The organism is Streptomyces canus (genome assembly GCF_001514145.1).
Lineage (GTDB): Bacteria > Actinomycetota > Actinomycetes > Streptomycetales > Streptomycetaceae > Streptomyces > Streptomyces canus.
This window is the reverse complement of sequence record NZ_KQ948658.1, coordinates 581,021-605,810: the sequence shown is the minus strand read 5'-3', so window position 1 is coordinate 605,810 and position 24,790 is coordinate 581,021. Positions and strand designations below refer to the sequence as shown.

At 69.2% G+C, this 24,790-nt stretch carries 24 protein-coding genes and 2 pseudogenes; 18 read left to right on the top strand and 8 right to left on the bottom strand.

Features of this window, described 5'->3' with window-relative positions; all coding sequences use genetic code 11:
- The first annotated feature begins 107 nt into the window (after window positions 1-107).
- From AQJ46_RS12130 to AQJ46_RS12120, 3 genes are all read left to right on the top strand, one after another.
- Complete coding sequence (locus AQJ46_RS12130) at window positions 108-1,049, top strand: DUF5134 domain-containing protein (RefSeq protein ID WP_225887307.1); 942 nt, start codon at window positions 108-110, stop codon at window positions 1,047-1,049.
- 536 nt (window positions 1,050-1,585) lie between these two features.
- A complete protein-coding gene (locus AQJ46_RS12125; RefSeq protein WP_059205561.1) occupies window positions 1,586-1,879 on the top strand; it encodes a heavy-metal-associated domain-containing protein in 294 nt (97 codons plus the stop codon).
- 112 nt (window positions 1,880-1,991) lie between these two features.
- Window positions 1,992-4,274 (top strand): heavy metal translocating P-type ATPase, encoded by a 2,283-nt coding sequence (locus AQJ46_RS12120; protein ID WP_059205560.1) that lies wholly within the window; start codon window positions 1,992-1,994, stop codon window positions 4,272-4,274.
- 74 nt (window positions 4,275-4,348) lie between these two features.
- Here AQJ46_RS12120 and AQJ46_RS52080 read toward each other — a convergent pair.
- Window positions 4,349-4,633 (bottom strand): annotated as a pseudogene (locus AQJ46_RS52080) (metal-sensitive transcriptional regulator).
- 474 nt (window positions 4,634-5,107) lie between these two features.
- On the opposite strand from AQJ46_RS52080, the gene AQJ46_RS12110 reads away from it, so the two are divergent.
- Window positions 5,108-5,644: a DUF4396 domain-containing protein gene (locus AQJ46_RS12110; protein ID WP_059205558.1), complete on the top strand. Its 537-nt coding sequence runs from the start codon at window positions 5,108-5,110 to the stop codon at window positions 5,642-5,644.
- 135 nt (window positions 5,645-5,779) lie between these two features.
- On the opposite strand, the gene AQJ46_RS57185 is transcribed toward AQJ46_RS12110, so the two are convergent.
- A complete protein-coding gene (locus AQJ46_RS57185; RefSeq protein WP_059205557.1) occupies window positions 5,780-6,028 on the bottom strand; it encodes a methyltransferase family protein in 249 nt (82 codons plus the stop codon).
- On the opposite strand from AQJ46_RS57185, the pseudogene AQJ46_RS57180 reads away from it, so the two are divergent.
- Window positions 6,029-6,180, top strand: a pseudogene (locus AQJ46_RS57180) (GNAT family N-acetyltransferase); the annotation flags it as partial.
- 10 nt (window positions 6,181-6,190) lie between these two features.
- On the opposite strand, the gene AQJ46_RS12100 reads toward AQJ46_RS57180, so the two are convergent.
- Window positions 6,191-6,856, bottom strand: a complete 666-nt coding sequence (locus AQJ46_RS12100) for a class I SAM-dependent methyltransferase (RefSeq protein ID WP_059205847.1) — start codon at window positions 6,854-6,856, stop codon at window positions 6,191-6,193.
- Window positions 6,857-6,912: 56 nt separating this feature from the next.
- Between AQJ46_RS12100 and AQJ46_RS12095 the strand changes: the two genes are divergently transcribed.
- From AQJ46_RS12095 to AQJ46_RS12075, 5 genes are all read left to right on the top strand, one after another.
- Window positions 6,913-7,248: an ArsR/SmtB family transcription factor gene (locus AQJ46_RS12095; RefSeq protein ID WP_059205556.1), complete on the top strand. Its 336-nt coding sequence runs from the start codon at window positions 6,913-6,915 to the stop codon at window positions 7,246-7,248.
- Window positions 7,248-7,961: a cation diffusion facilitator family transporter gene (locus tag AQJ46_RS12090; protein ID WP_059205555.1), complete on the top strand. Its 714-nt coding sequence runs from the start codon at window positions 7,248-7,250 to the stop codon at window positions 7,959-7,961. The genes AQJ46_RS12095 and AQJ46_RS12090 overlap by 1 nt, the downstream gene beginning before the upstream one ends.
- A gap of 76 nt (window positions 7,962-8,037) precedes the next feature.
- Entirely contained in the window at window positions 8,038-8,823 is a 786-nt protein-coding gene (locus AQJ46_RS12085; RefSeq protein WP_059205554.1) for a sulfite exporter TauE/SafE family protein, read from the top strand.
- A 250-nt stretch (window positions 8,824-9,073) separates the two neighbouring features.
- On the top strand, window positions 9,074-9,337 hold the full coding sequence (locus tag AQJ46_RS12080; RefSeq protein ID WP_059205553.1) for a type II toxin-antitoxin system VapB family antitoxin: 264 nt from the start codon (window positions 9,074-9,076) through the stop codon (window positions 9,335-9,337).
- On the top strand, window positions 9,334-9,747 hold the full coding sequence (locus AQJ46_RS12075; protein ID WP_059205552.1) for a PIN domain nuclease: 414 nt from the start codon (window positions 9,334-9,336) through the stop codon (window positions 9,745-9,747). The genes AQJ46_RS12080 and AQJ46_RS12075 overlap by 4 nt, the downstream gene beginning before the upstream one ends.
- A 582-nt stretch (window positions 9,748-10,329) precedes the next feature.
- Here the strand turns inward: AQJ46_RS12075 and AQJ46_RS12070 are convergent.
- Both AQJ46_RS12070 and AQJ46_RS12065 read right to left on the bottom strand, forming a co-directional pair.
- The gene (locus AQJ46_RS12070; RefSeq protein ID WP_318656717.1) at window positions 10,330-10,632 is read right to left on the bottom strand and encodes a hypothetical protein; all 303 of its coding nucleotides are present in this window, start codon (window positions 10,630-10,632) and stop codon (window positions 10,330-10,332) included.
- Window positions 10,633-10,683: 51 nt separating this feature from the next.
- Window positions 10,684-11,277 (bottom strand): TetR/AcrR family transcriptional regulator, encoded by a 594-nt coding sequence (locus tag AQJ46_RS12065; protein WP_059205551.1) that lies wholly within the window; start codon window positions 11,275-11,277, stop codon window positions 10,684-10,686.
- Between the two features lie 128 nt (window positions 11,278-11,405).
- On the opposite strand from AQJ46_RS12065, the gene AQJ46_RS12060 reads away from it, so the two are divergent.
- The 3 genes from AQJ46_RS12060 (at window position 11,406) to AQJ46_RS12050 (ending at window position 13,684) form a co-directional block, all read left to right on the top strand.
- Entirely contained in the window at window positions 11,406-12,170 is a 765-nt protein-coding gene (locus AQJ46_RS12060; RefSeq protein WP_059205550.1) for a 3-oxoacyl-ACP reductase family protein, read from the top strand.
- A gap of 97 nt (window positions 12,171-12,267) precedes the next feature.
- Window positions 12,268-13,221, top strand: a complete 954-nt coding sequence (locus AQJ46_RS12055; RefSeq protein WP_059205549.1) for an alpha/beta fold hydrolase — start codon at window positions 12,268-12,270, stop codon at window positions 13,219-13,221.
- A 43-nt stretch (window positions 13,222-13,264) separates the two neighbouring features.
- Window positions 13,265-13,684: an ester cyclase gene (locus tag AQJ46_RS12050; protein WP_059205548.1), complete on the top strand. Its 420-nt coding sequence runs from the start codon at window positions 13,265-13,267 to the stop codon at window positions 13,682-13,684.
- Between the two features lie 227 nt (window positions 13,685-13,911).
- Here the strand turns inward: AQJ46_RS12050 and AQJ46_RS12045 are convergent, their stop codons facing one another.
- From AQJ46_RS12045 to AQJ46_RS12035, 3 genes are read right to left on the bottom strand one after another with little or no spacing between them, the layout of a single operon-like run.
- Window positions 13,912-14,946 (bottom strand): LacI family DNA-binding transcriptional regulator, encoded by a 1,035-nt coding sequence (locus AQJ46_RS12045; RefSeq protein ID WP_059205547.1) that lies wholly within the window; start codon window positions 14,944-14,946, stop codon window positions 13,912-13,914.
- 2 nt (window positions 14,947-14,948) lie between these two features.
- Complete coding sequence (locus AQJ46_RS12040) at window positions 14,949-15,989, bottom strand: LacI family DNA-binding transcriptional regulator (RefSeq protein ID WP_059205546.1); 1,041 nt, start codon at window positions 15,987-15,989, stop codon at window positions 14,949-14,951.
- 9 nt (window positions 15,990-15,998) lie between these two features.
- Window positions 15,999-17,042: a glycoside hydrolase family 43 protein gene (locus tag AQJ46_RS12035; protein ID WP_059205545.1), complete on the bottom strand. Its 1,044-nt coding sequence runs from the start codon at window positions 17,040-17,042 to the stop codon at window positions 15,999-16,001.
- A gap of 367 nt (window positions 17,043-17,409) precedes the next feature.
- On the opposite strand from AQJ46_RS12035, the gene AQJ46_RS12030 reads away from it, so the two are divergent.
- The 5 genes from AQJ46_RS12030 to AQJ46_RS12010 all read left to right on the top strand — a co-directional run bounded on the left by AQJ46_RS12030 (window position 17,410) and on the right by AQJ46_RS12010 (window position 24,756).
- Window positions 17,410-18,366: a glycoside hydrolase family protein gene (locus tag AQJ46_RS12030; protein WP_059205544.1), complete on the top strand. Its 957-nt coding sequence runs from the start codon at window positions 17,410-17,412 to the stop codon at window positions 18,364-18,366.
- 339 nt (window positions 18,367-18,705) lie between these two features.
- The gene (locus AQJ46_RS12025) at window positions 18,706-20,004 is read left to right on the top strand and encodes an ABC transporter substrate-binding protein (protein WP_059205543.1); all 1,299 of its coding nucleotides are present in this window, start codon (window positions 18,706-18,708) and stop codon (window positions 20,002-20,004) included.
- A 19-nt stretch (window positions 20,005-20,023) separates the two neighbouring features.
- On the top strand, window positions 20,024-20,980 hold the full coding sequence (locus AQJ46_RS12020; protein WP_079072227.1) for a carbohydrate ABC transporter permease: 957 nt from the start codon (window positions 20,024-20,026) through the stop codon (window positions 20,978-20,980).
- Entirely contained in the window at window positions 20,977-21,813 is an 837-nt protein-coding gene (locus AQJ46_RS12015; RefSeq protein WP_208616917.1) for a carbohydrate ABC transporter permease, read from the top strand. Before AQJ46_RS12020 ends, AQJ46_RS12015 begins: the two co-directional genes overlap by 4 nt.
- A 141-nt stretch (window positions 21,814-21,954) precedes the next feature.
- Window positions 21,955-24,756 (top strand): LamG-like jellyroll fold domain-containing protein, encoded by a 2,802-nt coding sequence (locus AQJ46_RS12010; RefSeq protein ID WP_059205542.1) that lies wholly within the window; start codon window positions 21,955-21,957, stop codon window positions 24,754-24,756.
- Window positions 24,757-24,790: the final 34 nt, after the last annotated feature.

Sequence of the window (24,790 nt, the reverse complement as noted above, 5' to 3'; positions counted from 1 at the left end):
GGCCGCCGCACACTCGTTCGCCCTGCCGTGAAATCTCACCGCCCCTGAACGCTCCCCAACCTCAGGACGTACTAAGGGCACTAGCAGTCACAGCCCAGGAGACGCCCATGAGTGCTCTGTGCGTCGAGGCTGTGTCGGCATCGCAGTCCGGCCGCGCTCAGACGATCGGGAAGGTGAAGATGGGGACCATGGCGCTCAGTTGGGCCATCGCGGCGGTCGCCGCCCTGGTGGCCGCCGTCAGCGCGGTCCGCGTGGTGACCACCAGCGGTACGGCCCGGCTCGCGGCCGGAGGCGACCTGCTCATGGGTCTGTGCATGGCCGCCATGGCCTTGCCGGCGACGGTCGCCTGGTACGCGGACTACGGCATGTGGTGGTCGGGTGTGTTCGCCCTCCTCTCTCTCGCAGGCGTGGCGATGGCGGTCAGGCACACGCGCGAGGGTGGATGGAAGCACGGCCGTCACTGGGTGCACCTCATCATCGGCAGCGCCGGCATGGTGATCATGACGCTCGCCATGACGAGTACGTCGTCCGGCCCGGTGCTCGCCCTGGGCCATTCCTCCATGGCGCACATGCCGGGCATGGAGAACACGGCGAGCACCGCGCACAGCCACGAGATGGCCGGCATGGAGTCCATGGAGGGGATGGGCTCCGCACACGGGATGGACATGCACGGCATGACGCAGGCCGCGGCCGACACCGGCGCCTCCTCCGGGTCCTCCACCGTGTGGCGGCTCCTGGTCGTGGCACTCGCCGTGTACTTCGCGCTGTCGATCGGGGCATCCGTGTGGGCCAGGGCTCGAAGCAGCCGCAAGATCGGCCGGGGCGCCGGGACCCGGTTCAGCTGGGGTCGCTGGCTGCTCGCCATGCCGGACACGGTGTTCGTCTTCCTGGCGTCCCTGACGACCTCGGTGTGGGACAGGGCCCGCACAGCACAGCGGACGGGCCACGGGCGGCGGCGCAAGCTCGGGGCCGCACCGGAGGCGGCACTGGCGGCCCACATCGGCATGGGCGGGACCATGTCCGCGATGCTGCTGATGATGGCCGTGTGAGGCTCACCGGCACAGACCGGCACGGGGTGCCACTGCCGCTACGAAGCCACTTGGCGCCCGAAGCCCGAGGCAGAGAATGGACATAAGCGATTCATGTGCCCGGACGGGCTCGGATCCGTGATCCCTGGCCCAGGCCGCTCTCGGGCGCCGCACGAAGGGCCCGATCCGATGTCGCCTTCACATCGCCGCCGACGTGCCGCCGTCCCACTGGTGTTCGGGGCAGTCGCCGCCCTGCTGCTCGCCACTGCCTGTTCCGACGGGGACAGTGAACCTGGGCGGGACCTGGCGAGAAGATCACCGTGGTGAACGAGGACACCGACGCACACACGGTCACGGCAACGAACGACGGGCACGGCCGCGGCGGGCACGCTCGCCACTGTCCGGTCGCGGGCCGCCCTCACCTGAGTGCCGTGTAGGCAGCATCTCACATGACATGAATACCCCTGGGGGGTATAGTGTTGACGCATTCGGGAGGGCCAGGGAACCACGCCACTCCCGGATGACGACCCACGCATCCACACCCTGAGGAAGAAGCCATGACCACTGAGACGAACGCCAGCTCCTGCTGCGGCTCCGGTTCCTGCGGCTCCAACGCCACGGTCGACGTCCAGGGCGTCGGCGTCACCACCGTCTACAAGGTCTCCGGCATGACCTGCGGCCACTGCGAGGGCGCGGTCTCCCAGGAGATCTCCGCGCTGGACGGCGTCACCGCGGTCAAGGCCGTCGCCGCGTCCGGTGAGGTCACCGTCGCCTCCGCCGCCCCGCTCGACGAGGAGGCCGTCCGCGCCGCCGTCGACGAGGCCGGCTACGAGCTCGTCGGCCGCGCCTGACGACCTCTCCGGGGCCACCACAGCCCCGGACACGCGCATTCCTCCCGCGCCGGGACGTACCGCTCCGCTGATACGGCCGCCGTACGTCCCGGCCTCCCTCTGGAGACACGCAATGACCAGCACGGCTCCCGAACAGACACTCCACGGCACGGCGCCCGCGCCCGCCTCCGAGGTCGAGCTCTCCATCGGCGGCATGACCTGCGCCTCGTGCGCCGCCCGTATCGAGAAGAAGCTCAACCGTATGGACGGCGTCACCGCGACCGTCAACTACGCCACCGAGAAGGCGAAGGTCTCGTTCCCGGAAGGTGTCGAGGTCGCAGACCTCATCGCCACCGTGGAGAAGACCGGCTACACCGCCGAGGAGCCGCCCCCGCCCGCATCGGACACAGGGGACGGAGGCGAAGCGCAGGCCGCTCCGGCGACGGACGGCGAGCTGTTGTCCCTGCGCGAGCGCCTGTACATCTCGCTGGTTCTCACCGTGCCCGTCGTCCTGATGGCGATGGTCCCGGCCCTGCAGTTCGACAACTGGCAGTGGCTGTCGCTGACCCTTGCGGCCCCCGTCGTGGTCTGGGGCGCTTTCCCGTTCCACAAGGCGGCCTGGACGAACCTGCGGCACGGCGCCGCGACCATGGACACCCTGGTGTCGATCGGCACGCTCGCCGCGCTCGGCTGGTCGGTGTGGGCGCTGTTCTGGGGACACGCCGGGATGCCGGGCATGCGCCATGGCTTCGAGTTCACCGTCTCCCGCGGGGACGGTTCCTCCTCCCTCTACCTGGAGGCCGCGGCCGGGGTGACGACGTTCATCCTCGCGGGCCGGTACCTGGAGGCTCGTGCCAAGAGGAAGTCGGGAGCGGCGCTGCGGGCGCTCATGGAGCTGGGCGCGAAGGACGTCGCGGTGCTGCGCGGTGGCAAGGAAGTGCGCGTCCCGGTCGGCCAGTTGGCCGTCGGTGACCGCTTCGTCGTACGGCCCGGAGAGAAGATCGCGACCGACGGCACCATCATGGAGGGTGCGTCGGCGGTGGACGCGTCCATGCTGACCGGCGAGTCGGTGCCGGTGGACGTGACCGTCGGGGACGCCGTCACCGGGGCGACCGTGAACGCCGGCGGCCGGCTCGTCGTCGAGGCGACCCGCATCGGCACGGACACCCAGCTCGCACGGATGGCGAAGCTGGTCGAGGACGCGCAGAACGGCAAGGCCGAGGTGCAGCGCCTGGCCGACCGGATCTCCGGGATCTTCGTACCGGTCGTCATCTTCATCGCGGTCGCCACGTTCGGGGTCTGGCTCGGCGCGACCGGCGACACCGTGTCCGCTTTCACCGCCGCCATCGCCGTCCTCATCATCGCCTGCCCGTGCGCCCTGGGCCTGGCCACGCCGACCGCGCTCATGGTCGGCACCGGCCGCGGCGCCCAACTCGGCATCCTCATCAAGGGCCCCGAGGTACTGGAGTCCACCCGCCGCGTCGACACCGTCGTCCTCGACAAGACCGGAACGGTCACCACCGGCCGCATGACCCTCCAGGACGCGTACGTCGCCCCTGGCGTGGACAAGGACGAACTGCTGCGGCTGGCGGGCGCGTTGGAGCATGCCTCCGAACACCCCATAGCCCAGGCGATCGCGGTCGGCGCGATCGAGCGGACCGGAAGCCTTCCCGTGCCGGAGAACTTCGAGAACGTCGCCGGCCTCGGCGTCCAGGGCGTCGTCGACGGCCACGCGGTGCTCGTCGGGCGAGAGAGGCTTCTCAAGGGGTGGAGCATCGCACTCCCCCCGGAGCTGGCCGAGGCCAAGGCCGCCGCGGAGGCGGAGGGACGTACGGCGGTTGCCGTCGCCTGGGACGGTGAGGCGCGCGGTGTCCTCACCGTCGCCGACGCCATCAAGGAGACCAGCGCCGAAGCGGTGGCCGAACTGCGCAGCCTGGGACTGGCGCCCGTACTGCTGACCGGCGACAACCAGCTGGTCGCCAAGTCGGTCGCGAAGGCCGTCGGCATCGACGAGGTCATCGCCGAAGTCCTCCCGCAGGACAAGGTGGACGTGGTCAAGCGGCTGCAGGGCGAGGGCCGTACGGTCGCGATGGTCGGCGACGGCGTCAACGACGCGGCCGCCCTCGCCACCGCCGACCTGGGGCTCGCGATGGGTACCGGCACGGACGCGGCGATCGAGGCCGGCGACCTGACCCTCGTACGCGGCGACCTGCGCGTGGCGGGCGACGCGATCCGCCTCTCCCGCAGAACCCTGGCCACCATCAAGGGCAACCTCTTCTGGGCCTTCGGCTACAACGTCGCTGCCCTGCCGCTGGCCGCCTTCGGCATGCTCAACCCGATGATCGCGGGCGCCGCGATGGCGTTCTCGTCGGTGTTCGTGGTGACCAACAGCCTGCGGCTGCGGTCCTTCAAGTGAGCGTGTGAACAACGCTGTTGACCGAGGCGCCCGGCCCGAAGGCCGGGCGCCTTCGGCGTTGGGCCAGTTCAGGATCAGGTGCGCATCAACCGGGCGACGGCCTGCGTAGCCTCGGCGACATTGTCCTGGGCCTCGTGCACGCAGTGCGCCAGGTGGTCCTCAAGCAGTTGCGTCGCTACGGCCTGGAGGGCCGTGGTCGTCGCCGCGACCTGGGTGAGTACGTCGATGCACTACGTGTCCTTCTGCACCAGGCGCTGCAGGCCGCGCACTTGACCCTCGACACGGCGAAGCCGCTTGAGGACGGCGTCTTTGTTGTCGTGGTACCCGGGCGCCGCCTGCTCGGCCTCGACCTGCTCCAGAGCCCTACCATCTAGTCTACTTAGTAGACTTCAATAATCACCGCCCCGCATCCACCCATCACCCAGATGGTCACCGTGCCTCTGCGCCTGTATCCACTACTCCTCCTGGCCTGCCCTTTCGGCATGGGCCTGACGATGTGATTCATGGTGCGCGGAGGCTCGCACGGGATGGGCCGAAACGATTCCGTCGCGGTCCAGCCACGACTGGACGAGCTACGCCGAGAGTTCGCCGAGTTGCACGCCGCACAGAACGACGCGGACCACCGGGCTCGGAGCTGAGCCCGAACCCGACAACCCCAAACCTTGGCGGCACCACAGACCGCCGCACTGGCCATCGCCAGACACACCCTGCACCGTGGTCCACCAGTCACCCGCAGGGGCGGAAAATCCCTGGCGTCATACCCCCTGGGGGTATAAGATTCCTGACTGTGGCCAGGGGATGGCCACGAGGGACAGGTACGGGGAGGAAGTCTGATGGACCACAGCGCGCACCACACCAGCACCGCTCACGACCACGCCACCCACGAGGGCGACCACGGCCATACCGACCACGCGATGCACCAGGGCGGTCAGGGGAGAGCGTCCTGGGCGACGGCGGCGAAGGCCACGCTGCACTGCCTGACCGGGTGCGCCATCGGCGAGGTCCTCGGCATGGTCATCGGTACCGCTCTGGGCTGGGGCAACGCGCCGACGATGATCCTCGCGATCACGCTCGCGTTCGTGTTCGGCTACTCGTTCACCCTGTTCGCGGTCCGCCCGGCCGGCCTGGACCTCAAGTCCGCGATCAAGGTGGCACTGGCCGCCGACACGGTCTCCATCGCCGTAATGGAGCTGGTCGACAACGGCATCATCGCCCTCACCCCGGGCGCGATGGACGCTCACCTTTCCGACGGGCTGTTCTGGTCGGCCCTCCTGGGCGGGTTCGCGGTCGCGTTCCTGATCACCACGCCCGTGAACAAGTGGATGATCGGCCGGGGCAAGGGCCACGCCGTCGTCCACGCCTACCACTGACAGCCGGCCGTCACGAGCACGGTGGAGATGCTCAGCGGGCCGAGCACGCGGCGCATGACGAGATCGAGCCCGAGCCTCATGGTGGCCCCGGACGTTCTGACGAACCGATTTGAACGGGCAGGCCGTCATCACCGGTCACCTTCGGGCGGCCGGCCCGCGCGCACCTCGCATGGCATCAGCCGGCCGCCGCCCCCGCACTGCCGCCCAGTGACGCAACCGGGGCCAGAACGCCGGGGTGAGACGGGCGTAGGCAGCCCACTGCTCACCGAACCGTGCGGCGACCTCGTATTCCTCGCTGCGGGCCAGCCGGACGTACACGTACACCAGGACCGGGAACATGACCAGGGTGGGGATGGTGGGCCACTGCAGGAGAAACCCGACCATGCGCTCACCGAGGAACTGGAGCGCCGGGCGCCCGCGACCGCCTACGTCTCACTCATCGCGGACGGCCCCGCCACGTCCTCTACGAGAAGTTTGGCTTCGCCGGCACCGCCACGCACGACTCGATCGGCATGTACCGCGTGATGGGCGCCTGATCCCGCGCCTTCACCGGGGCAGGGTCTGAGTGATGCGCCACAGGCGGCGCGGCAGATCGCCCTCCTCGAAGGCGTGTACCTCGTTCAGGGTCCAGCCGCCGGCGAGAGCGTCGACCAAGGCCCGGTCGAAGAAGTGCACGGCGAAGCCGCCGTGCTCGTAGATGTGGTCACCGTGAGCGGTACCGGTGCCGTAGTGAGCGTCGCCGGTGTGACGGACGGTATAGACGAAGGCGCCGCCGGGCCGCAGCACCCGGCCGACCTCGCCGACAAGAGCATGGATCCCCTTCGTCGACAGGGCCATGCACAGCAGCATGTGCGCGAACACCGCGTCCACCGAGGCGTCCGGCACAGGCAGCGGGTCGCGGACGTCGTGCACGACGGCGGTCACACGATCGGCCACCCCCTGCTGTCGGGCGGCGGCCCGCAGCTGCTCGAGGCCGGTGGTGGAGAAGTCGGTGGCCTCAACGCTGAAGCCCTCGCGGGCGAAGTACAAAGCGTCGCGGCCATGGCCGGCCCCGAGCTCGACAACATCACGGGTCCCGGCGGCACGGAAGACGCCGACGGCGTGCACGGCTGCAGTCGAGGGCTCCTCCCCGTACATGCCGGGGTGCGCGGTGTACGTCTCCTGCCAGTGCATCTGCTGCGCGTCGGCCAGCTCCTGCCCGTCGTCCGTCATGAACGCCACCATAGTCCACGGTTTCTTGAATTCAGGATTCGCTGTACTGTCATGGTGTGCTGACCGTTGCCTCCGACATCGACGTGCTGGCCCGCTTCGGCCGCGCGCTCGCCGACCCCATCCGCTGCCGCATCCTGCTCGCCCTGCGCCAGGCCCCCGCCTACCCGGCCGACCTCGCCGACCAGCTCGGCATCTCCCGCACCCGGCTCTCCAACCACCTGGCCTGCCTGCGCGACTGCGGCCTGGTCATCACCGCGCCCGACGGCCGGCGCACCCGCTACGAACTCGCCGACGAACGCCTCGGCCACGCCCTCGACGACCTGCGCGCCGCAGTGGTCGCAGTGGAGGCGGACAAGACCTGCCCGGACGCGGAGTCAAAGGGCTGCTGCTGATGACCGCGATATCCCTCGGACCCTCCCCGGCCCGCCGCGAGACGCTCACCCGCCGAATAGGTCTGCTGGTCACCGCGACGATCACCTACAACGTCATCGAGGCGGCCGTCGCCCTCACCGCCGGCACCCTCGCCTCCTCCACCGCGCTGATCGGCTTCGGCCTGGACTCCGTCATCGAGGTCTCCTCCGCCGCCGCGGTCGCCTGGCAGTTCTCCGCCCGCGAGCACGCCGTACGCGAAGCCCGCGAGAGGACCACTCTGCGGATCATCGCGGTGTCGTTCTTCGCTCTCGCCCTGTACGTCGCCGTCGACGCCGTCCGCGCCCTGACCGGCACCGGCGAGGCCGAACGCTCCCTTCCCGGCATCGTCCTCGCCGCCCTCTCCCTGGCGGTGATGCCGTTCCTGTCCGCCGCCCAGCGGCGTACCGGACGCGAACTCGGCTCCGCCTCCGCGGTCGCCGACTCCAAGCAGACCCTGCTGTGCACCTACCTCTCGGCCGTACTCCTGGCCGGCCTGATCCTCAACGCCACCCTCGGCTGGTCCTGGGCCGACCCCATCGCTGCCCTGGTCATCGCCGTCATCGCCGTCAAGGAAGGACGCGACGCCTGGCAGGGCAAAGGCTGCTGCACCCCGACAGCCACCCCCGCGCCCGCCGCGTCGCACAACGACGCGGACGCGTGCGGCTGCCGGCCCGGCTGCACCTGCTGCCCATGAACATCGTGTTGCAGGAGGGCCACATGGCCGCCCGCCGCGCTGATACTGACCGGGCGAGCGACGGGCGGGGGCAACGGTGGACTGGACAGTGCCGGGCGGGCTGGCCGCCGGCCTGCTGATCGCGACCGTGACGGCCCCCGTCGGCGTGTCCGGCGCGGTGTTCCTCCTTCCGGTCCAGCTGAGCGTCTTCGGCGTGCCCAACCCAGCCGTCACGCCGACCAACCTGTTGTTCAACGTCGTCGCCGGACCCGGCGCCCTGTGGCGCTACCGCCACGACGGCGCCCTGCGCGGCGACCTCACCCGGCGCCTGGTGCTGGGCACGCTGCCCGGCGTCGTACTCGGCGCCGCCATCCGTGTCTTCGCCCTCCCCGGCCCGGACGTCTTCCGGCTCCTGATCGCCACCCTGCTGCTGCCGCTCGGCCTGTGGCTGTGCCTGCGAACCCTCGCCCCGGCACGCCACCGCCCGCCGCACGCGGGCGAGCCGCCCCCACGTACCCTCACCGGCCTCGCCCTGGCAGTCGGAGTGGTCGGCGGCATCTACGGCATCGGCGGCGGCTCCCTCCTCGGCCCGATCCTCGTCGGGCGCGGCCTGCCCGTCGCCCGCGTCGCCCCGGCCGCGCTCGCCGCCACCTTCGCCACCTCCCTCGTCGGCGCCGCCGCCTACGCACTGCTGTCGCTCGTGAGCACCGGTGACGTGGCCCCCGACTGGCGGCTCGGGCTCGCCTGCGGCACCGGCGGACTGATCGGCGGCTACCTGGGCGCACGCCTTCAACCTCGCCTGCCCGAACGGGTCCTACGCCTCCTGCTCGGCACCATCGCCGCAGCCCTCGGCGCCTTGTACGCCGGTCAGACCCTGAACTGAATGCCGGTTGGGGATCGACGACGGAGGTCTCACCATGGGCATTTGGCATTGGACAACGGACAAGAACAGCACTTCGCAGGGAACGGGGTGAACGTCCACAGTCGTCTCCGCGCACCCCGAGTGCCCCTTCGTACCGTTTCCTGTACGGGCCGTTTCCACACAAACGCTTGCGGCTCCACACCGTGGAATATATAAAAGATCTTGTATCGTGATACACTTGGCCTGGTACATCCAAGTGGAGGAGGCCACCATGAGTCGGACGGTCATCGATCTCGACGACGAGGCACTGGAAGCAGCTGCCAGAGAGCTCGGCACCTCCACCAAACGCGACACCATCAACACCGCGCTGCGGGAAGTCACTGCCCGCTACCGGCGTTTGCGAGCACTCGACGAGGCCCGCGAACTGGTGGCCGAGGGCGCTCTGGACATCGACCTACTGTTGGACAAGAGCGCATACCGCCCCACGAGCGCGGGCGCGGCGGACGATGACCGCGACACCGGAGCACACGAGTGACGGTCGCCGACTACCTCATCGACACCTCCGCCCTTGCCCGCGTCCTGCTCCGCCAGAACACGGCCGAATGGGACGACAGGATCGCCGCCGGCCTCGTCGCGATCTGCGACCTCACCGAACTGGAAGTCCTCTACTCGGCCCGTTCGGCCACGGACCGCGCCCGCTTGAAGTCGGCACTCGACGCCCACTACGCCTGGTGCCCCATGCCCGACGGTGTCCACCGCCGCTCCCGCGTCATCCAGGAACAGTTGACCACCAAGGGAGAACACCGCAGCGCGGGCCCCGTGGACCTCCTGGTGGCCGCAGCCGCGGAAGAAGCGGGACTCACTCTGCTCCACTACGACCGCGACTTCGAAACCATCGCCCGCACGACAGGGCAGCCGGTCCGCACGATCGACCTCAGGCAGTAACGCTCGCGCGATGCCGACGGGCACCGAGCTTCTGACCGGCCCGGCCGCCTGGCGGTCAGTCAGCTGTGGCCTGGGCCGTCTCCCGACACCCCGGGGTCACCGGGCGTCACCACTTCCGGATCCTCGCGTCCAGCCAGCGTCCAGAATCCGACATCCAGACGCTCGCACAGCCCACCCACGACTCGAACTCACGAGCAGCGGATTCAGCCCCGTGGACCAACGCCCTGCATCCGCAGCCCAGATGAGACGTTTCCGCAGGTCACAGGAGTGCATGGTGGGGCGGGTGGGACTCGAACCCACGGCCGACGGATCACGAGTCCCTTGGGGATCTTGGCGGCCGTTGCCGATCATTGCCGATTCACGCCGTTCTGGCAGGTCAGACGTGCTGATCTGGGTCAGCCCTGCGCGGTGCTTGTTGGTCTGTTTCTGTCCTTGTCGCCCCTCAATGGCCCCTGAGGGGCGATTGAGTCAGACGGCTTCTACGGCAACAGCCGCGTCCGCCCAGTCCAGCCAAGGGGATAGAACCCCGCACAGCGGATTCCCCTTCCACCGCGCAGAGGCTCCGCACGCTCCCGTTCCAGGTCAGTTGGTACGCGCATCAGCGGCCGGACCGGCGCGGAGCATGGCCCTGCAGAGGGCGTCATGCTCGGTTGAGGCGGGCAGGGTGCCGCGGGCGGGGGCCTCGAAAGACTGGATGAACAGGGCGACAACGCGGCGCCAGGCGTCGGGGGCGGCGTCGCCGGTGGCGTTGACGACACCAGCGTTGGCCATGTGCAGCAGCACCAGGTCCGAGGAGTCGAAGTCCTCGCGCAGCCGACCCGTCGCCTTGGCCCGGCCGACGAGCTCCACCGTGCCCTCACAGGCCTCGTTGCGCCGCCGCTCCACTCAGATCCGTTCGCACCCGCAGACCGTCCGGCCGGCCGGCGCCGCGAGGCTTCAGTTGCTCGGCCAGGTGCTGAGTGCCTGGTCGGCGACGCGGCGCATGTCTTCTCGGCTGGCGCCGCCGGCGGCCTGTACGGCGAGGCCCTGCCCGACGGTGTGCACATAGCGGGCGAGGGTTTCCGGGTCGGCGGTGAGTGGCAGGTCGCCCTCGGCCTGGGCTTGTTCGAACCGTTTCCGCAGGGCGGCTACTCCGGCCTCGCGGCGTTCGGCCAGGTCGCGGCGGACCGGTTCGCTTTCCGGGCCGGCGGCCAGCGCGGACTGCACCAGCAGGCAGCCGCGCGGGCAGCCGGGCGCGGTGTGGGCCTCCACGCCTCCGTGCAGCATCGCCTCGGCCACCTGCCGGGCGGTGGGCAGCTGAAGTGCCGGGGCCACAAAGGCTCCCGGGCCCTGCACATAGCGGTCGACGGCCTTGCGGAACAGCTCCTCCTTGTTGCCGAAGGCGGCGTAGATGCTGCGCCGGTTGATCCCCATGGCCTCGGTCAGCGCGGCGAGCGAGGCACCTTCGTAACCCTCGGCCCAGAACACCCGCATCGCCACCTCCAGCGCCTCGTCGGTGTCGAAGGACCGGGGCCGTCCCGTGCTGGGCATCGAAGCCTCCTTGAGAAAAGTTCGCCGCCACGGAAGGAATCCCGTGGTTGCTCAGGTTAGTGTCATCATGGATATAGTAACCGAGCGGTTCGGTTCGTAAGTGAAGTGCTGAAGAATCGGAGACACCTATGGGCACCCAGCTCGCCCCCGGCACCACCCGGTCCGGCGTACGGCCCCTCGACGGCAAGACCGCCCTGGTCACGGGCGGGTCCCGGGGCATAGGTGCCGCGATCGTGCGCCGTCTGACCGCCGACGGCGCCCAGGTCGCCTTCACCTACGCCAGCGCCAAGGACCAGGCCGACGCCGTGGCCGAGGCGACGGGCGCCCTGGCCGTGCAGGCGGACAACGCGGACCACGAAGCCGTCCGGGCCGCGGTCAGCCGCACCACGGAGCATTTCGGCGGACTGGACATCCTCGTCAACAACGCCGGCGTCTCCCACGCCGCGCCGATCGAGGACTTCCCGCTGGCGGAGTTCGACCGGATGATCGCCGTCAACGTCCGGGGCGTGTTCAGCGCCGTGCAGGCCGCCGCTCCCCACCTCGGCCCGGGCGGTCGCATCATCACCATCGGCAGCGTCATCGTCGACCGCGTCCCCTTCCCGGGCGCAACCGTCTACGCCCTGACCAAGGCCGCTGTCGCCGGTCTCACCCGCGGCCTGGCCCGCGAACTCGGTCCGCGCGGCATCACCGTCAACAACGTGCAGCCCGGCCCCACCGCTACGGACATGACCCCTGCCTCCGGACCGTACGCGGAATCCCTCAAGCAGCTCATGCCGCTCGACCACTTCGCCGAGCCCGCCGACATCGCCAGCGCCGTCGCCTATCTCGCCGGCCCCGAAGCCCACTTCATCACCGGCACCAGCTGGAACGTCGACGGCGGCATCGCTGTCTGACCGCCCACCCCGGGCGGCCGCAATCAGGCGCGGTCCACCGGCCTCCAGCCGCACCGCCGTGCACGACACCCCCCGTCACAAAGGACGTACCACGACCATGAACGCCTTCACCACAGCCTCCACGACCGCCGTAGCCGTCGAGTCGGAGGAGCCTCTCAGCCCCGGCTACGACGCGGCGACCAAGGACGACGCCGAGTTCAACAAGCACTTCCGGCACGGCTTCGCCACCATCGACGACGTACAGATGCACTACGTCATCGGCGGCGACGGCCCGCAGGTCATGGTGCTGCTGCACGGCTGGCCGCAGAGCTGGTACGAGTACCGCCAGATCATGCCCTCGCTGCTGCCCGGCCGCACCGTCATCGCCATCGACCTGCCGGGCCTGGGCGACTCGACCGGAAACCCGCCCTCCAGGGCCAAGACGGCCCTGGCCACCTACGTCCACAAGCTGCTCGACCACCTCGGCCATCGCGAGAACGTGCAGGTCGTCGCCCACGACTTCGGCGTCAGCGTCGCCTACCCGCTGGCCGCCCAGTACCGCGAGCAGGTGTCGGGCCTGTTCCTCATGGACTACGGCCTGACCGGCAAGAACCTGAAGTTCGCCGCCATCGAGTCGATGTTCTGGCACTTCTCCTTCAATAAGCAGCGTCCCCTCGCGGAGGAACTGGTCACCGGCCGGGTCGAGACCTTCCTCACCCACTTCTTCCAGGGGATGAAGACCGCCGGCGAGAACATCTCCGCCGACGAACTGGCCGAGTTCGTCCGGCTGTACTCCCGCCCCCAGGTCCTGCACGCCGGCTTCGAGCTCTACCGGACCGAGATCCAGGACGAGGCCGACAACACCAAACTCCAGGAGACCCCGCTGACCATCCCGGTCCGCATGATCACCCAGGCCGGCCTCGCCGACATGGTCCTGCCGCCCCTCCAGGACGCCGCCCCCCACGCCACCTCCGCCGATGTCCCCGGCGCAGGACACTTCCTCCTCCACGAAGCACCCGACCGCGTCCTGGCCGAGATCAACGCCTTGTACCCCACCAACCCCACAGCCTGACCAACTTCGAGAGCCGGCACACCGAGGCGAGAGGAAACCCCTGATGAACAGCCAACCCACGTCCGCCCGCGATGTCCCTACCCGTCTGTTCGCCGCCTTCGACGCGGGCGACATCGCCGCACTGGACACCCTGGTCTCGCCCGATCTCGTCGACCACAACCTGCCCCCAGGGGCTCCCTCGGCGATCGAGGGGATGAAGGGAATGGTCGCTGCCATGCGCGACGGGTTCACCAACCCTCACCACGAGATCGTCTACCAGGCCGAGACAGACGACGGCTGGGTCGTCTCCCAGTGGGTGATCACAGCGACCCACACCGGCCCTTGGTTCGGACTGCCCGCGACCGGCCGTGACGTGACCTGCTCCGGCATCGATCTCGCGCGGGTGGTCGACGGTCGGATCGTCGAGATCCGACACGTCGAGGAGCTGCTGCAACTCCAGATGCAGATGCAGCTCACCGGCTGAGGCAGCAGCAAAGACGCATCAGCACGGCGTGAGCCGACCAGGCAAGGGACCCCCGGCGAAGAGTCGAAGTTGATCGCTCCATAGACCCTTCGCCGGGGGTTCTCATGGCTCACGCTGTTGCCCCGTCGGCTACTGAAGGCCGTCTGACGACATACCGGAGGCGCTCGCTCCATTGACATGGTGCAGAGCAAGCTCCTGCTCCGATCAGTTTTTCCAGGACATCGCAATTACGGCGATTCGCCAGGCGTGCCCGAAGTGGCCGAGGAGGATCTGCGCACCCGCAGGACGAATCCGGCGCTCTCGCAGCGGCCGGGGAGTTCCCGGAAGTCCTCCATGTCCATGCGGGAGCGCAGGAGCGACACGGCTCTGCGGGCGATCGTCGCGCGCTGCGGGTCGACGGTGGTCAGGGGCGGTGAGGCGAAGCGGGCTGCGTCGATGTCGTCGAAGCCCGCCAGGGCCACGTCGTCGGGGACGGCGACGCCGCTTCGCGTCAGGACCGACAGAGCGCCGATGGCGACCACGTCGTTGTAGCAGAACAGGGCGTCGAAGCGGACGCGGGTGCGCAGCAGGCGGGCCACCGCGCCGGCGCCGGAGGACCACAGGTCGGCGTTGTCCACGCCGATCACCAGCGAGTCGTCGTAGGCGACACCGGCGTCTTCGAGAGCTCTGCGGTAACCGCGCAGACGTCGACCGCCGGCGCGTGGCTCCGCCTGTTCGCACAGGGCGGCGATACGGCGTCGGCCCTGGGCGAGCAGGTGGCTGACGGCCGCGTGCGTGCCCTGCTCGTCGGCGATCTCGACGTAGTCCAGATGCATCCCGGCCGCCTGGGCGGGGCGTTCGCCGAGGACGACGGTGGGCTGGGTGAGGGGCAGGGGCAGGTATTCCTCGGGCGTGAGGGCCTGCGGCACGTAGATGACCCCGTCCACGAGTTCCTTGTGCGACGTGGACAGGACGGCTCGTTCACGCTCGGCGTCTCCGCGCGTGGTCTCGACGACCACTTTCAGTCCCTGAGTCTCCGGAGCCCGGATGACCTGTTCGGCCAGTTCCGCGTTGAACGGCTGGTAGACGTTCGGGAGGACCAGCGCGATGGTGCCGGTGCGCTGCGAGCGCAGGCCGCGGGCGAAGGGGTTTATCCGGTAGCCGAGTTCCTCGACGGCCGCACGGACGCGGTGTTCCGTCTCCGGGCTGAAGGAGCCGGTGCCGTTGATGACGTTGGAGACCGTCTTCGTCGACACGCCCGCCTTTTCGGCCACGGTACGCATGGTCACGCTCCGCCCCATGCGGCCGTCCCTCCCAGAGTCGATTCACGGACGGTCAGTTGGTGGTCGGCGACGACCAGCCGCCCGGACTCCCGCTCGACCGTTCCGTTCATGCGGTCGTTCAGCAGGGCCAGGGCTTCCCGTGCGATCTGGGCCCTGCCGGGGGCGATAGAGGTGAGCGAGGGGTGGGCGTACCGGGCGTCGTCCGTGTCGTCGAAGCCGGCGACGGCCACCTCGGCCGGGACCCTCACCCCCGCTTCCTGAAGGGCGTGCAGGGCACCCAGCGCCAGCGCGTCCGCGAAGGCGACCACGGCGTCGAAGGGGGTGCCGGCTTGGATCAGCCGGCGCATGCCCGTGGCTCCCTCCTGGCGGTTCCAGTGGGGGGTTCCCACTTCGAGGACCAGGTCGGGCAGATAGGGCAGGCCGGCGTCGCGCAGCCCGTCCCGGTAGCCCTCCAGGCGCAGGTGGGCGGCGGCCCGCTCGGGCCGGCCGGTGTGGTCGGCGCCCAGAGCCGCGATCCGGGTGTATCCCAGCGACACCATGTGGCCGACGAGGGCCCGGACGCCTTCTCGGTTGGCCATGGCGACCCGGTCGACGGGCGCGTCGTAGGCACGTTCGGAGATGAACACCGTCGGCACGGTCCGTGCCACGGTCAGGGCCTGCGCGTCCGACAGCCCCACCGGGTACATCAGCAGCCCGCCCAGGTGCGGGCCGTGCTCCCGGACCAGTGCGAGTTCGGCCTCGGCGTCTCCTTCGGTGAGTTCGATCAGCACCGTGAGCCCAAGGCGCTCCGCCTCCCGCATGATCTCTTCGGCGAGCGAGGAGAAGTAGGGCTGGGACAGGTGGGGCAGGGCGAGTCCGACGAGGTCGATCCGGCCGGTGCGCAGGTTGCGGGCGACCGAGTTCGGCCGGAAGTCCAGCTCCGCTATGGCGGCGTCGACCTTCTGTCGGGTCTGTTCACTGACGTTGGGCTCGCCGTTGACCACACGGGAGACCGTCTTCAGTGACACCCCGGCCCGCTGGGCCACGTCATGCATCGTGGACATGACCGAACCCTAGACGCCGGCCGAGGCAGGGCTGCGCAGCCCCGCGCACTCGGCCTCGGTGAGCGGCAGCACCGACCCGTGGCGGAGCCCTGGAGGCAGTACGCAGAACTCCGGGTCGGCCGCGGGAAGCCACACGGAACTGTCCAGGCGGTCGGCCCGGAAGGGCACGTAGCCGCGGCCGAGGAACTCGTCCAGCAGGAGCAGCCAGCCCCGCCCGTCGGGTGCCGGAAGCACGATCGGCCCCTCGGCGTGCGCCAGCCCCGGCAGTTCATCGGTGCCGCGGCCCACGCCCTGGGCGACGGGCTCGTAGTCCGTGGCCCTCAGGTCCCGGGAGCGCTCGACGAAGACGAACTTGGCGTCGGGAGCGTCAGGCGTGCCGGGCAGGCGCTCGTCCTTGGTGAACCGGTAGAACCATCCGTCGTCCTCCACGACGGTGGAGTCGATGACGGGGTACCCCTTGTCCACCCAGACACGCGAGTCGCCGAACGTGCGGAAGTCCTTGGTGGTCGCGCAGTACATGCGCTGATACGAGGGGCTCTCGTGCCGCGGGTCGTCGTCCGGGTAGACGGTGGAGGCCCAGAACACCAAGTACTCCTCCCGTCCCGGGTCGTAAACGGCCTCGGGCGCCCAGACGCACCCGGCCTGCTCCGGCATGACCTCGACCCGGTGCGGCCCGTCCCACCCGCGCAGGTCGGCCGAGCTCCACACCAACAGGTCGCGACTGCCGTGCGCGATCGCCCGTTCCCAGTCCTCGCCACCGTGGATGCGCAGATCGGTGGCGAGCAGACGGAACCCGCTGCCGTCCGCGGCCCGCACCAGGAACGGATCCCGCGCACCTCCGCCCGCGGGGGCCAGCGGGGGAATGCCGGTGAGTTCCGTCCAGCGATCCATGCGGGGGTTGTCGCAGAGCGCGAAGCGGATCCGCTCGCCGTCGGGGCGGTGCTCGCCGGCGAAGTGGGCGAAGAGGTAGCCGGCGGGCCGTTCGGGCCCCGCCCCTAGGGCCGGCTGTGCCGTACCTGTGGCTTGGTGATCGCGGTGGGTGCTCTGAGGCACGGGGACCTGTCTCCTCGTCTGCGGGGGTGGGGTGAGGTGAGGTGAGGTGAGCTTCGCATCGAGGTTCATCGTTGTCAAAGGTCGGGCAGGCCGATGATCCACGAAAGGTTCTCCTCGCGGCGCGACTCAAGACTGGAGGATGCGACGAAGTCGGCGGTCGTGACCTGCGGAGATCATGGAAACGGCGAGGATGATCAGGGGTGCCGTTTGATGTCGGTCTGAAAAAAGACCAACCGTTGAGGGTTGACGACGATGTACCCGACGGACATCCTGATCCCGCTTCACCCAGCCGTAACACCCGGTTCATCCGGTTCGTTCGGCCTATCCTCCCGACGAAGCCGGCTGTCGCCGGCAGAAGAAGGTCGTCATGGCCTCCCTTGTTCCCGCCCCGGCACCGCTGTACGAGGACCCCGTCCACGCGGGCCCGACCGATCCCGTCGTGCAGTACGACGGCCGGCAGTGGTGGATGTTCTACACACAGCGCCGCTCCGACGTGTCCGCGCCCGGCGTCGCCTGGGTGCACGGCACCGCGATCGGCGTCGCGACCAGCACGGACGGCCGCGACTGGCTCTACCGCGGGGTACTGGAGAGCCTCCCGTTCGAACCCGGCACCAACACCTTCTGGGCCCCGGAGATCGTGCGGGCGCCCGACGGGGTGTTCCACATGTACGTCAGCTACATCCGCGGTGTGCCGGACCGCTGGGAGGGCCACGACCGGCGGATCCTGCACTACACCAGCGGCGACCTGTGGCACTGGGTCCACGCCGGACCGGTGGCGCTCAGCTCACGCCGGGTCATCGACGCCTGCGTCCACCCGCTGCCCGACGGCTCGGGCTGGCGCATGTGGTACAAGGACGAGGCCCATGGCTCGCACACCTGGGCCGCCGACTCGGCCGACCTGTACGACTGGCGGGTCCGGGGCCCGGTACTGGAGCACCGGCCGCACGAGGGGCCCAACGTCTTCGCGCTGGACGGCCGGTACTGGATGGTCGTGGACTGCTGGGACGGCCAGGACGTGTTCCGCTCCACCGACCTCGACGACTGGACCCCGGCGGGCCGCATCCTCGACGGATCCGGCACCCGCGAGGACGACCAGGGCGTCGGACACCACGCCGACGTCGTCGCGGGACCCGACGCGGCCTGGATCTTCTACTTCACCCACCCCGACCGCGACCCCCAGTCCCCGGACAGCGACGGACCGGCCCAGCGCCGCTCCGTGGTGCAGCTGGCCCGGCTCACCTCCCAGAGCGACCGACTGCTGCTCGATCGCGACATCGTCCCGTTCCACGCCCTGCCCTGCCCGACCTCGGCACCCGGCCCCTGACCCCTTCATCTCCCGCCTCTGCCACCCCACCTCGGCCATGAGCCTCGCAACCGCCCCTGACACCCGCCCCGCCAAGCACCTCCGATCCACCTGAGGCCCCACCCGTACCTCGGCCCCTCCTCGACCCCAGCCCCCGCCACCACCCCCTTCATGTCCAGCCCCTGACACCCGCCTCGCCTGCCACCTCCACTCCGACCCAGCCACCAGCCCCCGCTCCTGGCGCCCCGCCCTCGTACCACCCAGTACCTCCCACCCTGCCCCGGGCCCTCCGCCCCGGTCCTGGCCCACCCGCGCTCAGCGGACCGACCGAACCCCGCGCGCTCCCCGAGAGGAACCACCATGTCCATCAACCACAACGACAACAGCACCCCCCAGCTCAGCAGACGACGCTTCGTACAGGGCAGCCTCATGGCCGCCGTCCTCGGCGGGACCGCGCTGGGTGCCTCCGCCTGCTCCACCAGCACCGCGGCGAGCGGTGGCGGCGGCGGCAAGGGCTCGGTGTCCTTCTTCTCCTGGGACACGCAGACCGTCATGAAGCCGGTGCTGGACCTGTTCACCAAGCAGACCGGCACCTCCGTATCCTTCTCCTACGCCCCTCCGGTGCCGCAGTACGTGTCCACCCTGCAGACCCGCCTCCAGGCCCACACCGGCGCCGATGTCTTCATCCTCACGGCCGAGGACAAGCAGCTGGTCGGCGGCGGCTTCGTGAAGGACCTGACCGGCCAGAAGTTCCTGGAGCCCATGAACTCCGCCAACAAGGACTTCATGACGGTCGACGGCAAGGTGTACGGATTGTCGATCTCCTCCTGGGCCGGCGGGATCATGTACAACAAGGAGCTGCTCGCCAAGGTCGGGGCGGACGCGCTGCCGGACAGCTGGGACGGGTTCCTGAAGCTGTGCGGCAAGCTCAAGGACAAGGGGATCGCCCCGTACTACGACTCCGCGCACGACGGCAACTTCATGGCGCTGTGGGGCCTGCTCGGCGGGTACTTCGACAACCACGGCGGCTTCCCGGACTCCGACATCTTCGCGGGCAAGGCCTCCTTCGCCGACACCTGGACCGAACCGCTGGTCGCCTACTGCAAGCTGTACACCGAGAAGCTGACGCCCAAGGCGGTGCTGGGCCTGACCAGCGACCAGGTGGTCAGCGAGTTCGCCAACGGGCGGGTGGCGATGTTCGGCGCCGGCACCTGGAACGTACCCACGGTCCAGAAGAGCGCCCCCCACCTGTCCTTCCAGACCGAGGCCATCCCCGGCATCGACAAGGGCACCAGCTATTGGACCGGTGCCGCCAGCCCGGGTTACGCGATCAACGCCAAGGCCAAGAACCCCGAGGCCGCCCTGAAGTTCCTCCAGTTCCTGGCGAGCCCGGCCGCCGTCGGGGCGTACGGCAAGTCCAGCGGGTCGATCACCACCACCAGCGACTACACGCCGAGCTTCGCGCAGAGCGTGACCAACCAGGCCCTCGGCGCCCGCTCCGGCAAGATCTACCTCCCGGTCGTCGCCTGGCCGCGCCACTCCAACGAGCTCATCCAGGAGTTCAACACCCAGATGCAGCAGATGGTCCAGGGGTCGGTCAAGCCCAAGGACATCCCCGCCGCGCTGGACAAGAAGCTCAAGCAGCTCGACGCGAAGTAGGCGGGAAGCGACAGCCCTCATGGCCATACAGACCTCCGACCTCCCCACTCGGGCACGCGCGGGCACCGCCCCAGGCGGCGCCCGCCCCGCCCGCCGCCGGCTGCGCGAGCAGCTGACCACGCAGGCGTTCCTGCTGCCGATCGCCCTCGTGCTGGTGGTGCTGTTCCTGGTGCCGCTCGCCGAGTCGGTGTACTACAGCTTCACCGACTACAGCGGCTCCTCACCGACCCGGCACCTGGTCGGGCTGCGGAACTACCGGCAGATCTTCACCGACCCCTCGGTGCTGACCGGCCTGGGCTTCACCCTGCTGTACGCGGTGGCGACCACGCTGATCGTGACCGTCCTGGCCATCCCGCTCGCGGTGATCCTCAACCGCCGCTTCCCCGGCCGGAGTCTGGTCCGTGCGGCGTTCTTCTTCCCCGCGGTACCCAGCATGGCGATCCTCGGCCTGGTGTGGACGTTCGTCCTGTCGCCGCTGTCCTCCGGGGTGATCAACTCCGTACTGGGCAGCCTTTTCGGAGTCGGCCCGGTGCCGTGGCTGTCGGACAACACCCTGGCGAAGGTCTCGGTGATCGTGGTCGGGGTCTGGGCACAGACCGGCTGGCACGCCGTCCTCTACCTCGCCTACCTGCAGTCCGTCCCGCGGGACTACTACGAGGCCGCCACCATCGACGGGGCAACGCCCCGGCAGCAGTTCTTCCGCATCACGCTGCCGCTGCTCGCCCCGGCCATGACGGTCAGCCAGTTCCTGCTGCTCATCAACGGTCTCAGGGTGTACGACCTGCCGTTCACCCTCACCGCCGGCGGCCCCGGCTACGACACCTACACCATCACCCAGGTACTCGTGCAACGCGGTATCGCCGAGGGCGACTACGGGCTCGGCGCCGCACTGGGCGTGATCTTCCTGATCGCGGTCGCCGCCGTGCTGTCCCTCCAGCTCTCGGTGACCCGCAGGCTGGAAAGGAGGTTCCGGTGACGGCGATCCTCTCCCGGCTGCGTACCCGGGGCTGGCTCACCAGCGCCTACATGCTGCCCGTCTCGGCGGTGATGGCGCTGCCCTTCTACTACGTCCTCGTCAACACCCTCAAGTCGCAGGCGCAGACCACCGGTTCACCGCTGGCACTGCCGAGCTCGCCGGACTTCTCCACCTACCGCCGGGTCCTGAACGAGGTCCCCGTCGCGGCGGCCTTCGCGAACACCCTCTACGTCACGGTGTTCTCGGTCGCCCTCATGGTGCTGATCGGCGCCATGGCGGCCTACGCCCTGACGATCCGCCCCACCAGGTTCAACCGGCGTTTCGGCAAGCTCCTGCTGCTCGCGTTCGTCGTGCCCACCCAGTCGACCCTGATCCCGGTCTACCAGATCTTCGTCAAACTGGGCCTGGTCAACAGCCTGAACGGCCTTGTGCTGGTCTACAGCGCCGGCTCGATCTTCTGCTGGTTCGTCATCCAGGGCTACATGGCCACCCTGCCGTTCGAGGTCATCGAGGCCGCCCGGCTGGACGGCTGCGGTCCCTGGCAGGTCTTCTGGCGGATCGTGCTGCCGCTGATCCGGCCCATCCTGGCCACGGTCGCGGTGTTCCAGACCATGTGGGTCTGGAACGACTTCCTCAACCCCAACGTGTACCTCAGCGACCCGGCCAAGAGCACGATCGTGATGGAGGTATACACCTCGGTCGGGCAGTTCCAGGTCGACTGGCCGGCCTTCCTGACCCTCAGCGTCATGGCCCTGGTCCCCATGGTGGTCTTCTTCGTCGCGGTCCAGCGGCACATCATGTCCGGCCTGCTCAGCGGCGCCGTCAAGGGCTGAGCCCCGCCTTGCCCAGCTGACCCGCCGCCCCCCTCAGATCGACCGGTGCGTTCGGCGCGCCCTCCTCCCCGTCTCGCCCGGCACGGCGTGCGCACCGGTCTGCTCCACCCCACTCATCCGCTCCGTTCGAAGAGGAACGCAATGCGAAGATGGCCACGCCGCCTCCTGGCGGCCCTGGGCAGCGCGGCAGCCACGCTGGGACTGGTGATCCTCCCCAGCACGGTTGCCCACGCGGCGACCTGCACCACGTACTACATCTCGTCGTCGTCCGGCAGCGACAGCAACGACGGATGCAGCACCAGCACCCCGTGGAAGACGCTCACGAACGTCAACGCGACGACGTTCACGGCCGGCAACCAGATCCTGTTCCAGGCCGGCGGTTCCTGGACCGGCGAACTCCAGCCCCAGGGATCCGGCGCCTCCGGCAACCCGGTCGTGATCGCGAGCTACGGATCCGGTGCCGCTCCCATCCTCAGCGGAGGGGGCGCCGCGGCCACCATCTACCTCAAGGACCAGCAGTACTGGACGATCCAGAACCTGGAGATCACCAACCCGGCCTCCAGTGCGGCCCTGCGCAGCGGCATCCAGCTGGAGAACGACACCACCGGGATCCTCGCCGGGATCCACATCCTGAACAACAACATCCATGACGTGAAGGGCTACTGGGCGAACGTCCAGAACCCCGTGCAGCCGAGCCAGTCCTCCGGCATCGCCTTCGACGTCACCGACAACAACACCACCAGCGGCTGGGACGACGTCCAGATCAGCAACAACACGCTGACGCGCGACGACGCCGGCGGCATCTACATCGGCTCACTCGTGGGCCTGAACCACAACATCAACACCACCAACGTCGTCATCGACGGCAACACGCTCACCGACATGGGCGGCAACGACATCGTCTGCGTCTTCTGCGCCTCACCGGTCATCCAGAACAACGTCGCCACGGACAACGGCTACCGCTACTCCGGCGCCGGTCTGTGGAACGGCTGGACGACCAACGCGGTGTTCCAGAACAACGAGGTCTCCCGCCAGTACCGCAACTTCGTCGACGGCCAGGCCTTCGACATCGACAACAACAACACCGGCACCGTCATCCAGTACAACTGGAGCCACGACAACCCGTTCGGCTTCACGGAGTGGTGCTGCCGCAGCGGCTTCGGCGCGAAGAGCTCGGTGATCCGCTACAACATCAGCCAGAACGACGGCGCTTCCAACGCGGTCTTCCCCGGCATGGGCGGCGTCGACAGCAACACCACCACCCAGGTGTACAACAACACGATCTACATGGGCGAGGGCGACAACGGTGGCGTGACCGGTGGCACCCCGAACAGCACGGTCGCCTTCTCGAACAACATCGTCTACAAGCTGGGCACCGGCGGCTACTCCACCACCAGGACGACGTGGACCCACAACCTGTTCTACGGCAACCATCCCGCCAGTGAACCGGCCGACTCGTCGAAGATCACCGCCGACCCGCTGTTCGTGAACCCGGGCGCCGGCGGAACGGGCCGGTCCTCCGCGGCGGTCTACAAGCTGCGCAGCGGCTCCCCCGCCCTCGGCGCGGGCGCGGTCATCTCGTCCAACGGCGGCCTGGACTACTTCGGCAACACCGTCTCCGCCACCGCGGCGCCCAACATCGGCGCCTACAACGGCCCGGCCGTCTCCGGACCCACGGCTCAGGCGGGCGCGTACTGGCCGCTGGAGGAGGGCTCCGGTACCGCCACCGCCGACCTGACCGGCGGAGCGAACAACGGCACCCTTCAGGCCGGGGCATCCTGGACGACCGGCAAGGTCGGCACGGGAGCCGTCAGCCTGACCGGCGCGAGCAACTCCTGGGTGGACATCCCCACCACCGCCGTCGACACCAGCGGCAGCTACACGGTCTCCGCCTGGGTGAAGCCGAACAGCCTCACCGGCAACCAGACCTACGCGAGCATCGACGGCTCGGCCATCAGCCCCTTCTACCTCCAGCTGTCGGGCGGCACCTTCGCCTTCACCGTCCGCAGCGCCGACTCGACGGGCGCCACGTTCAAGCAGGTCACCGGCGGCAGCCCCGCCACCGGCACCTGGTACCACCTGACCGGCGTGTACGACAACAGCGCCCACACCATCGCGCTGTACGTGAACGGCCAGCTCCAGGGCACCACGGCGTTCTCCTCACCGTGGAAGGCCACCGGCCACACCACGATCGGCCGGGCCAAGTGGAACGGTGGCAACGTCGACTTCGCCAACGGGGCCATCGACGACGTACGCATGATCACCCGGGCGATCACCGCCCGCGAGGCGTACGCCCTCGGCACCGGCGCCGCCGGCTACTACCAGCTCGACGAGGGCAGCGGACACACCGTCACCAACGTGCTCGGCAACACCGACGACGGCTACACCGAGGGCAACGCCACCTGGGCGGGCAGCGGCAAGATCGGCAGCAACGCGCTCAGCTTCGACGGCACCGCCGTCACCATGGCGGTCATCCCTTCCTCGGTCATCGACACCAGCCAGAGCTACACGGTCGGTGCCTGGGTGAAACTCAACTCCGTCAGCGGCAACAACCAGACCTTCGCCAGCCTCGTCGGCGGCAAGGTCAGCCCCTTCTACCTGCAACTGTCAGGAGGCAAGTTCACCTTCGTCACCCGGGCCTCCGACGCGAACGCGTCCGCGGCCACATCAGTGACGGCCGGCTCCGCGGCAACGACGGGCACCTGGTACCACGTCCTCGGCGTGTACGACAGCAGCGCACAGACGATCTCGCTGTATGTCAACGGCACCCTCCAGGGCAGCACGTCGTTCACCTCCCCCTGGAAGGCGAACGGCGCGACCCTCATCGGCGCAGGCACCTACAACCAGGGACCGGTGGACTTCACCAACGGCCAGATCGACGACGTCCACTTCTACAACAGGGTTCTCAGCACCGCTGAGATCCAGACCCTCGCCGCCGGCTGAACCAGCGGCGGGACAGGACGGGTGCCCGCCCGGG

Coding starts and splice junctions, on each gene's coding strand:
- AQJ46_RS12130 (WP_225887307.1), top strand. CDS start 108: ATGAGTGCTCTGTGCGTCGAGGCTGTGTCGGCATCGCAGTCCGGCCGC.
- AQJ46_RS12125 (WP_059205561.1), top strand. CDS start 1,586: ATGACCACTGAGACGAACGCCAGCTCCTGCTGCGGCTCCGGTTCCTGC.
- AQJ46_RS12120 (WP_059205560.1), top strand. CDS start 1,992: ATGACCAGCACGGCTCCCGAACAGACACTCCACGGCACGGCGCCCGCG.
- AQJ46_RS12110 (WP_059205558.1), top strand. CDS start 5,108: ATGGACCACAGCGCGCACCACACCAGCACCGCTCACGACCACGCCACC.
- AQJ46_RS57185 (WP_059205557.1), bottom strand. CDS start 6,028: ATGGTCGGGTTTCTCCTGCAGTGGCCCACCATCCCCACCCTGGTCATG.
- AQJ46_RS12100 (WP_059205847.1), bottom strand. CDS start 6,856: ATGACGGACGACGGGCAGGAGCTGGCCGACGCGCAGCAGATGCACTGG.
- AQJ46_RS12090 (WP_059205555.1), top strand. CDS start 7,248: ATGACCGCGATATCCCTCGGACCCTCCCCGGCCCGCCGCGAGACGCTC.
- AQJ46_RS12080 (WP_059205553.1), top strand. CDS start 9,074: ATGAGTCGGACGGTCATCGATCTCGACGACGAGGCACTGGAAGCAGCT.
- AQJ46_RS12065 (WP_059205551.1), bottom strand. CDS start 11,277: ATGCCCAGCACGGGACGGCCCCGGTCCTTCGACACCGACGAGGCGCTG.
- AQJ46_RS12060 (WP_059205550.1), top strand. CDS start 11,406: ATGGGCACCCAGCTCGCCCCCGGCACCACCCGGTCCGGCGTACGGCCC.
- AQJ46_RS12055 (WP_059205549.1), top strand. CDS start 12,268: ATGAACGCCTTCACCACAGCCTCCACGACCGCCGTAGCCGTCGAGTCG.
- AQJ46_RS12050 (WP_059205548.1), top strand. CDS start 13,265: ATGAACAGCCAACCCACGTCCGCCCGCGATGTCCCTACCCGTCTGTTC.
- AQJ46_RS12045 (WP_059205547.1), bottom strand. CDS start 14,946: ATGCGTACCGTGGCCGAAAAGGCGGGCGTGTCGACGAAGACGGTCTCC.
- AQJ46_RS12040 (WP_059205546.1), bottom strand. CDS start 15,989: ATGTCCACGATGCATGACGTGGCCCAGCGGGCCGGGGTGTCACTGAAG.
- AQJ46_RS12030 (WP_059205544.1), top strand. CDS start 17,410: ATGGCCTCCCTTGTTCCCGCCCCGGCACCGCTGTACGAGGACCCCGTC.
- AQJ46_RS12025 (WP_059205543.1), top strand. CDS start 18,706: ATGTCCATCAACCACAACGACAACAGCACCCCCCAGCTCAGCAGACGA.
- AQJ46_RS12020 (WP_079072227.1), top strand. CDS start 20,024: ATGGCCATACAGACCTCCGACCTCCCCACTCGGGCACGCGCGGGCACC.
- AQJ46_RS12010 (WP_059205542.1), top strand. CDS start 21,955: ATGCGAAGATGGCCACGCCGCCTCCTGGCGGCCCTGGGCAGCGCGGCA.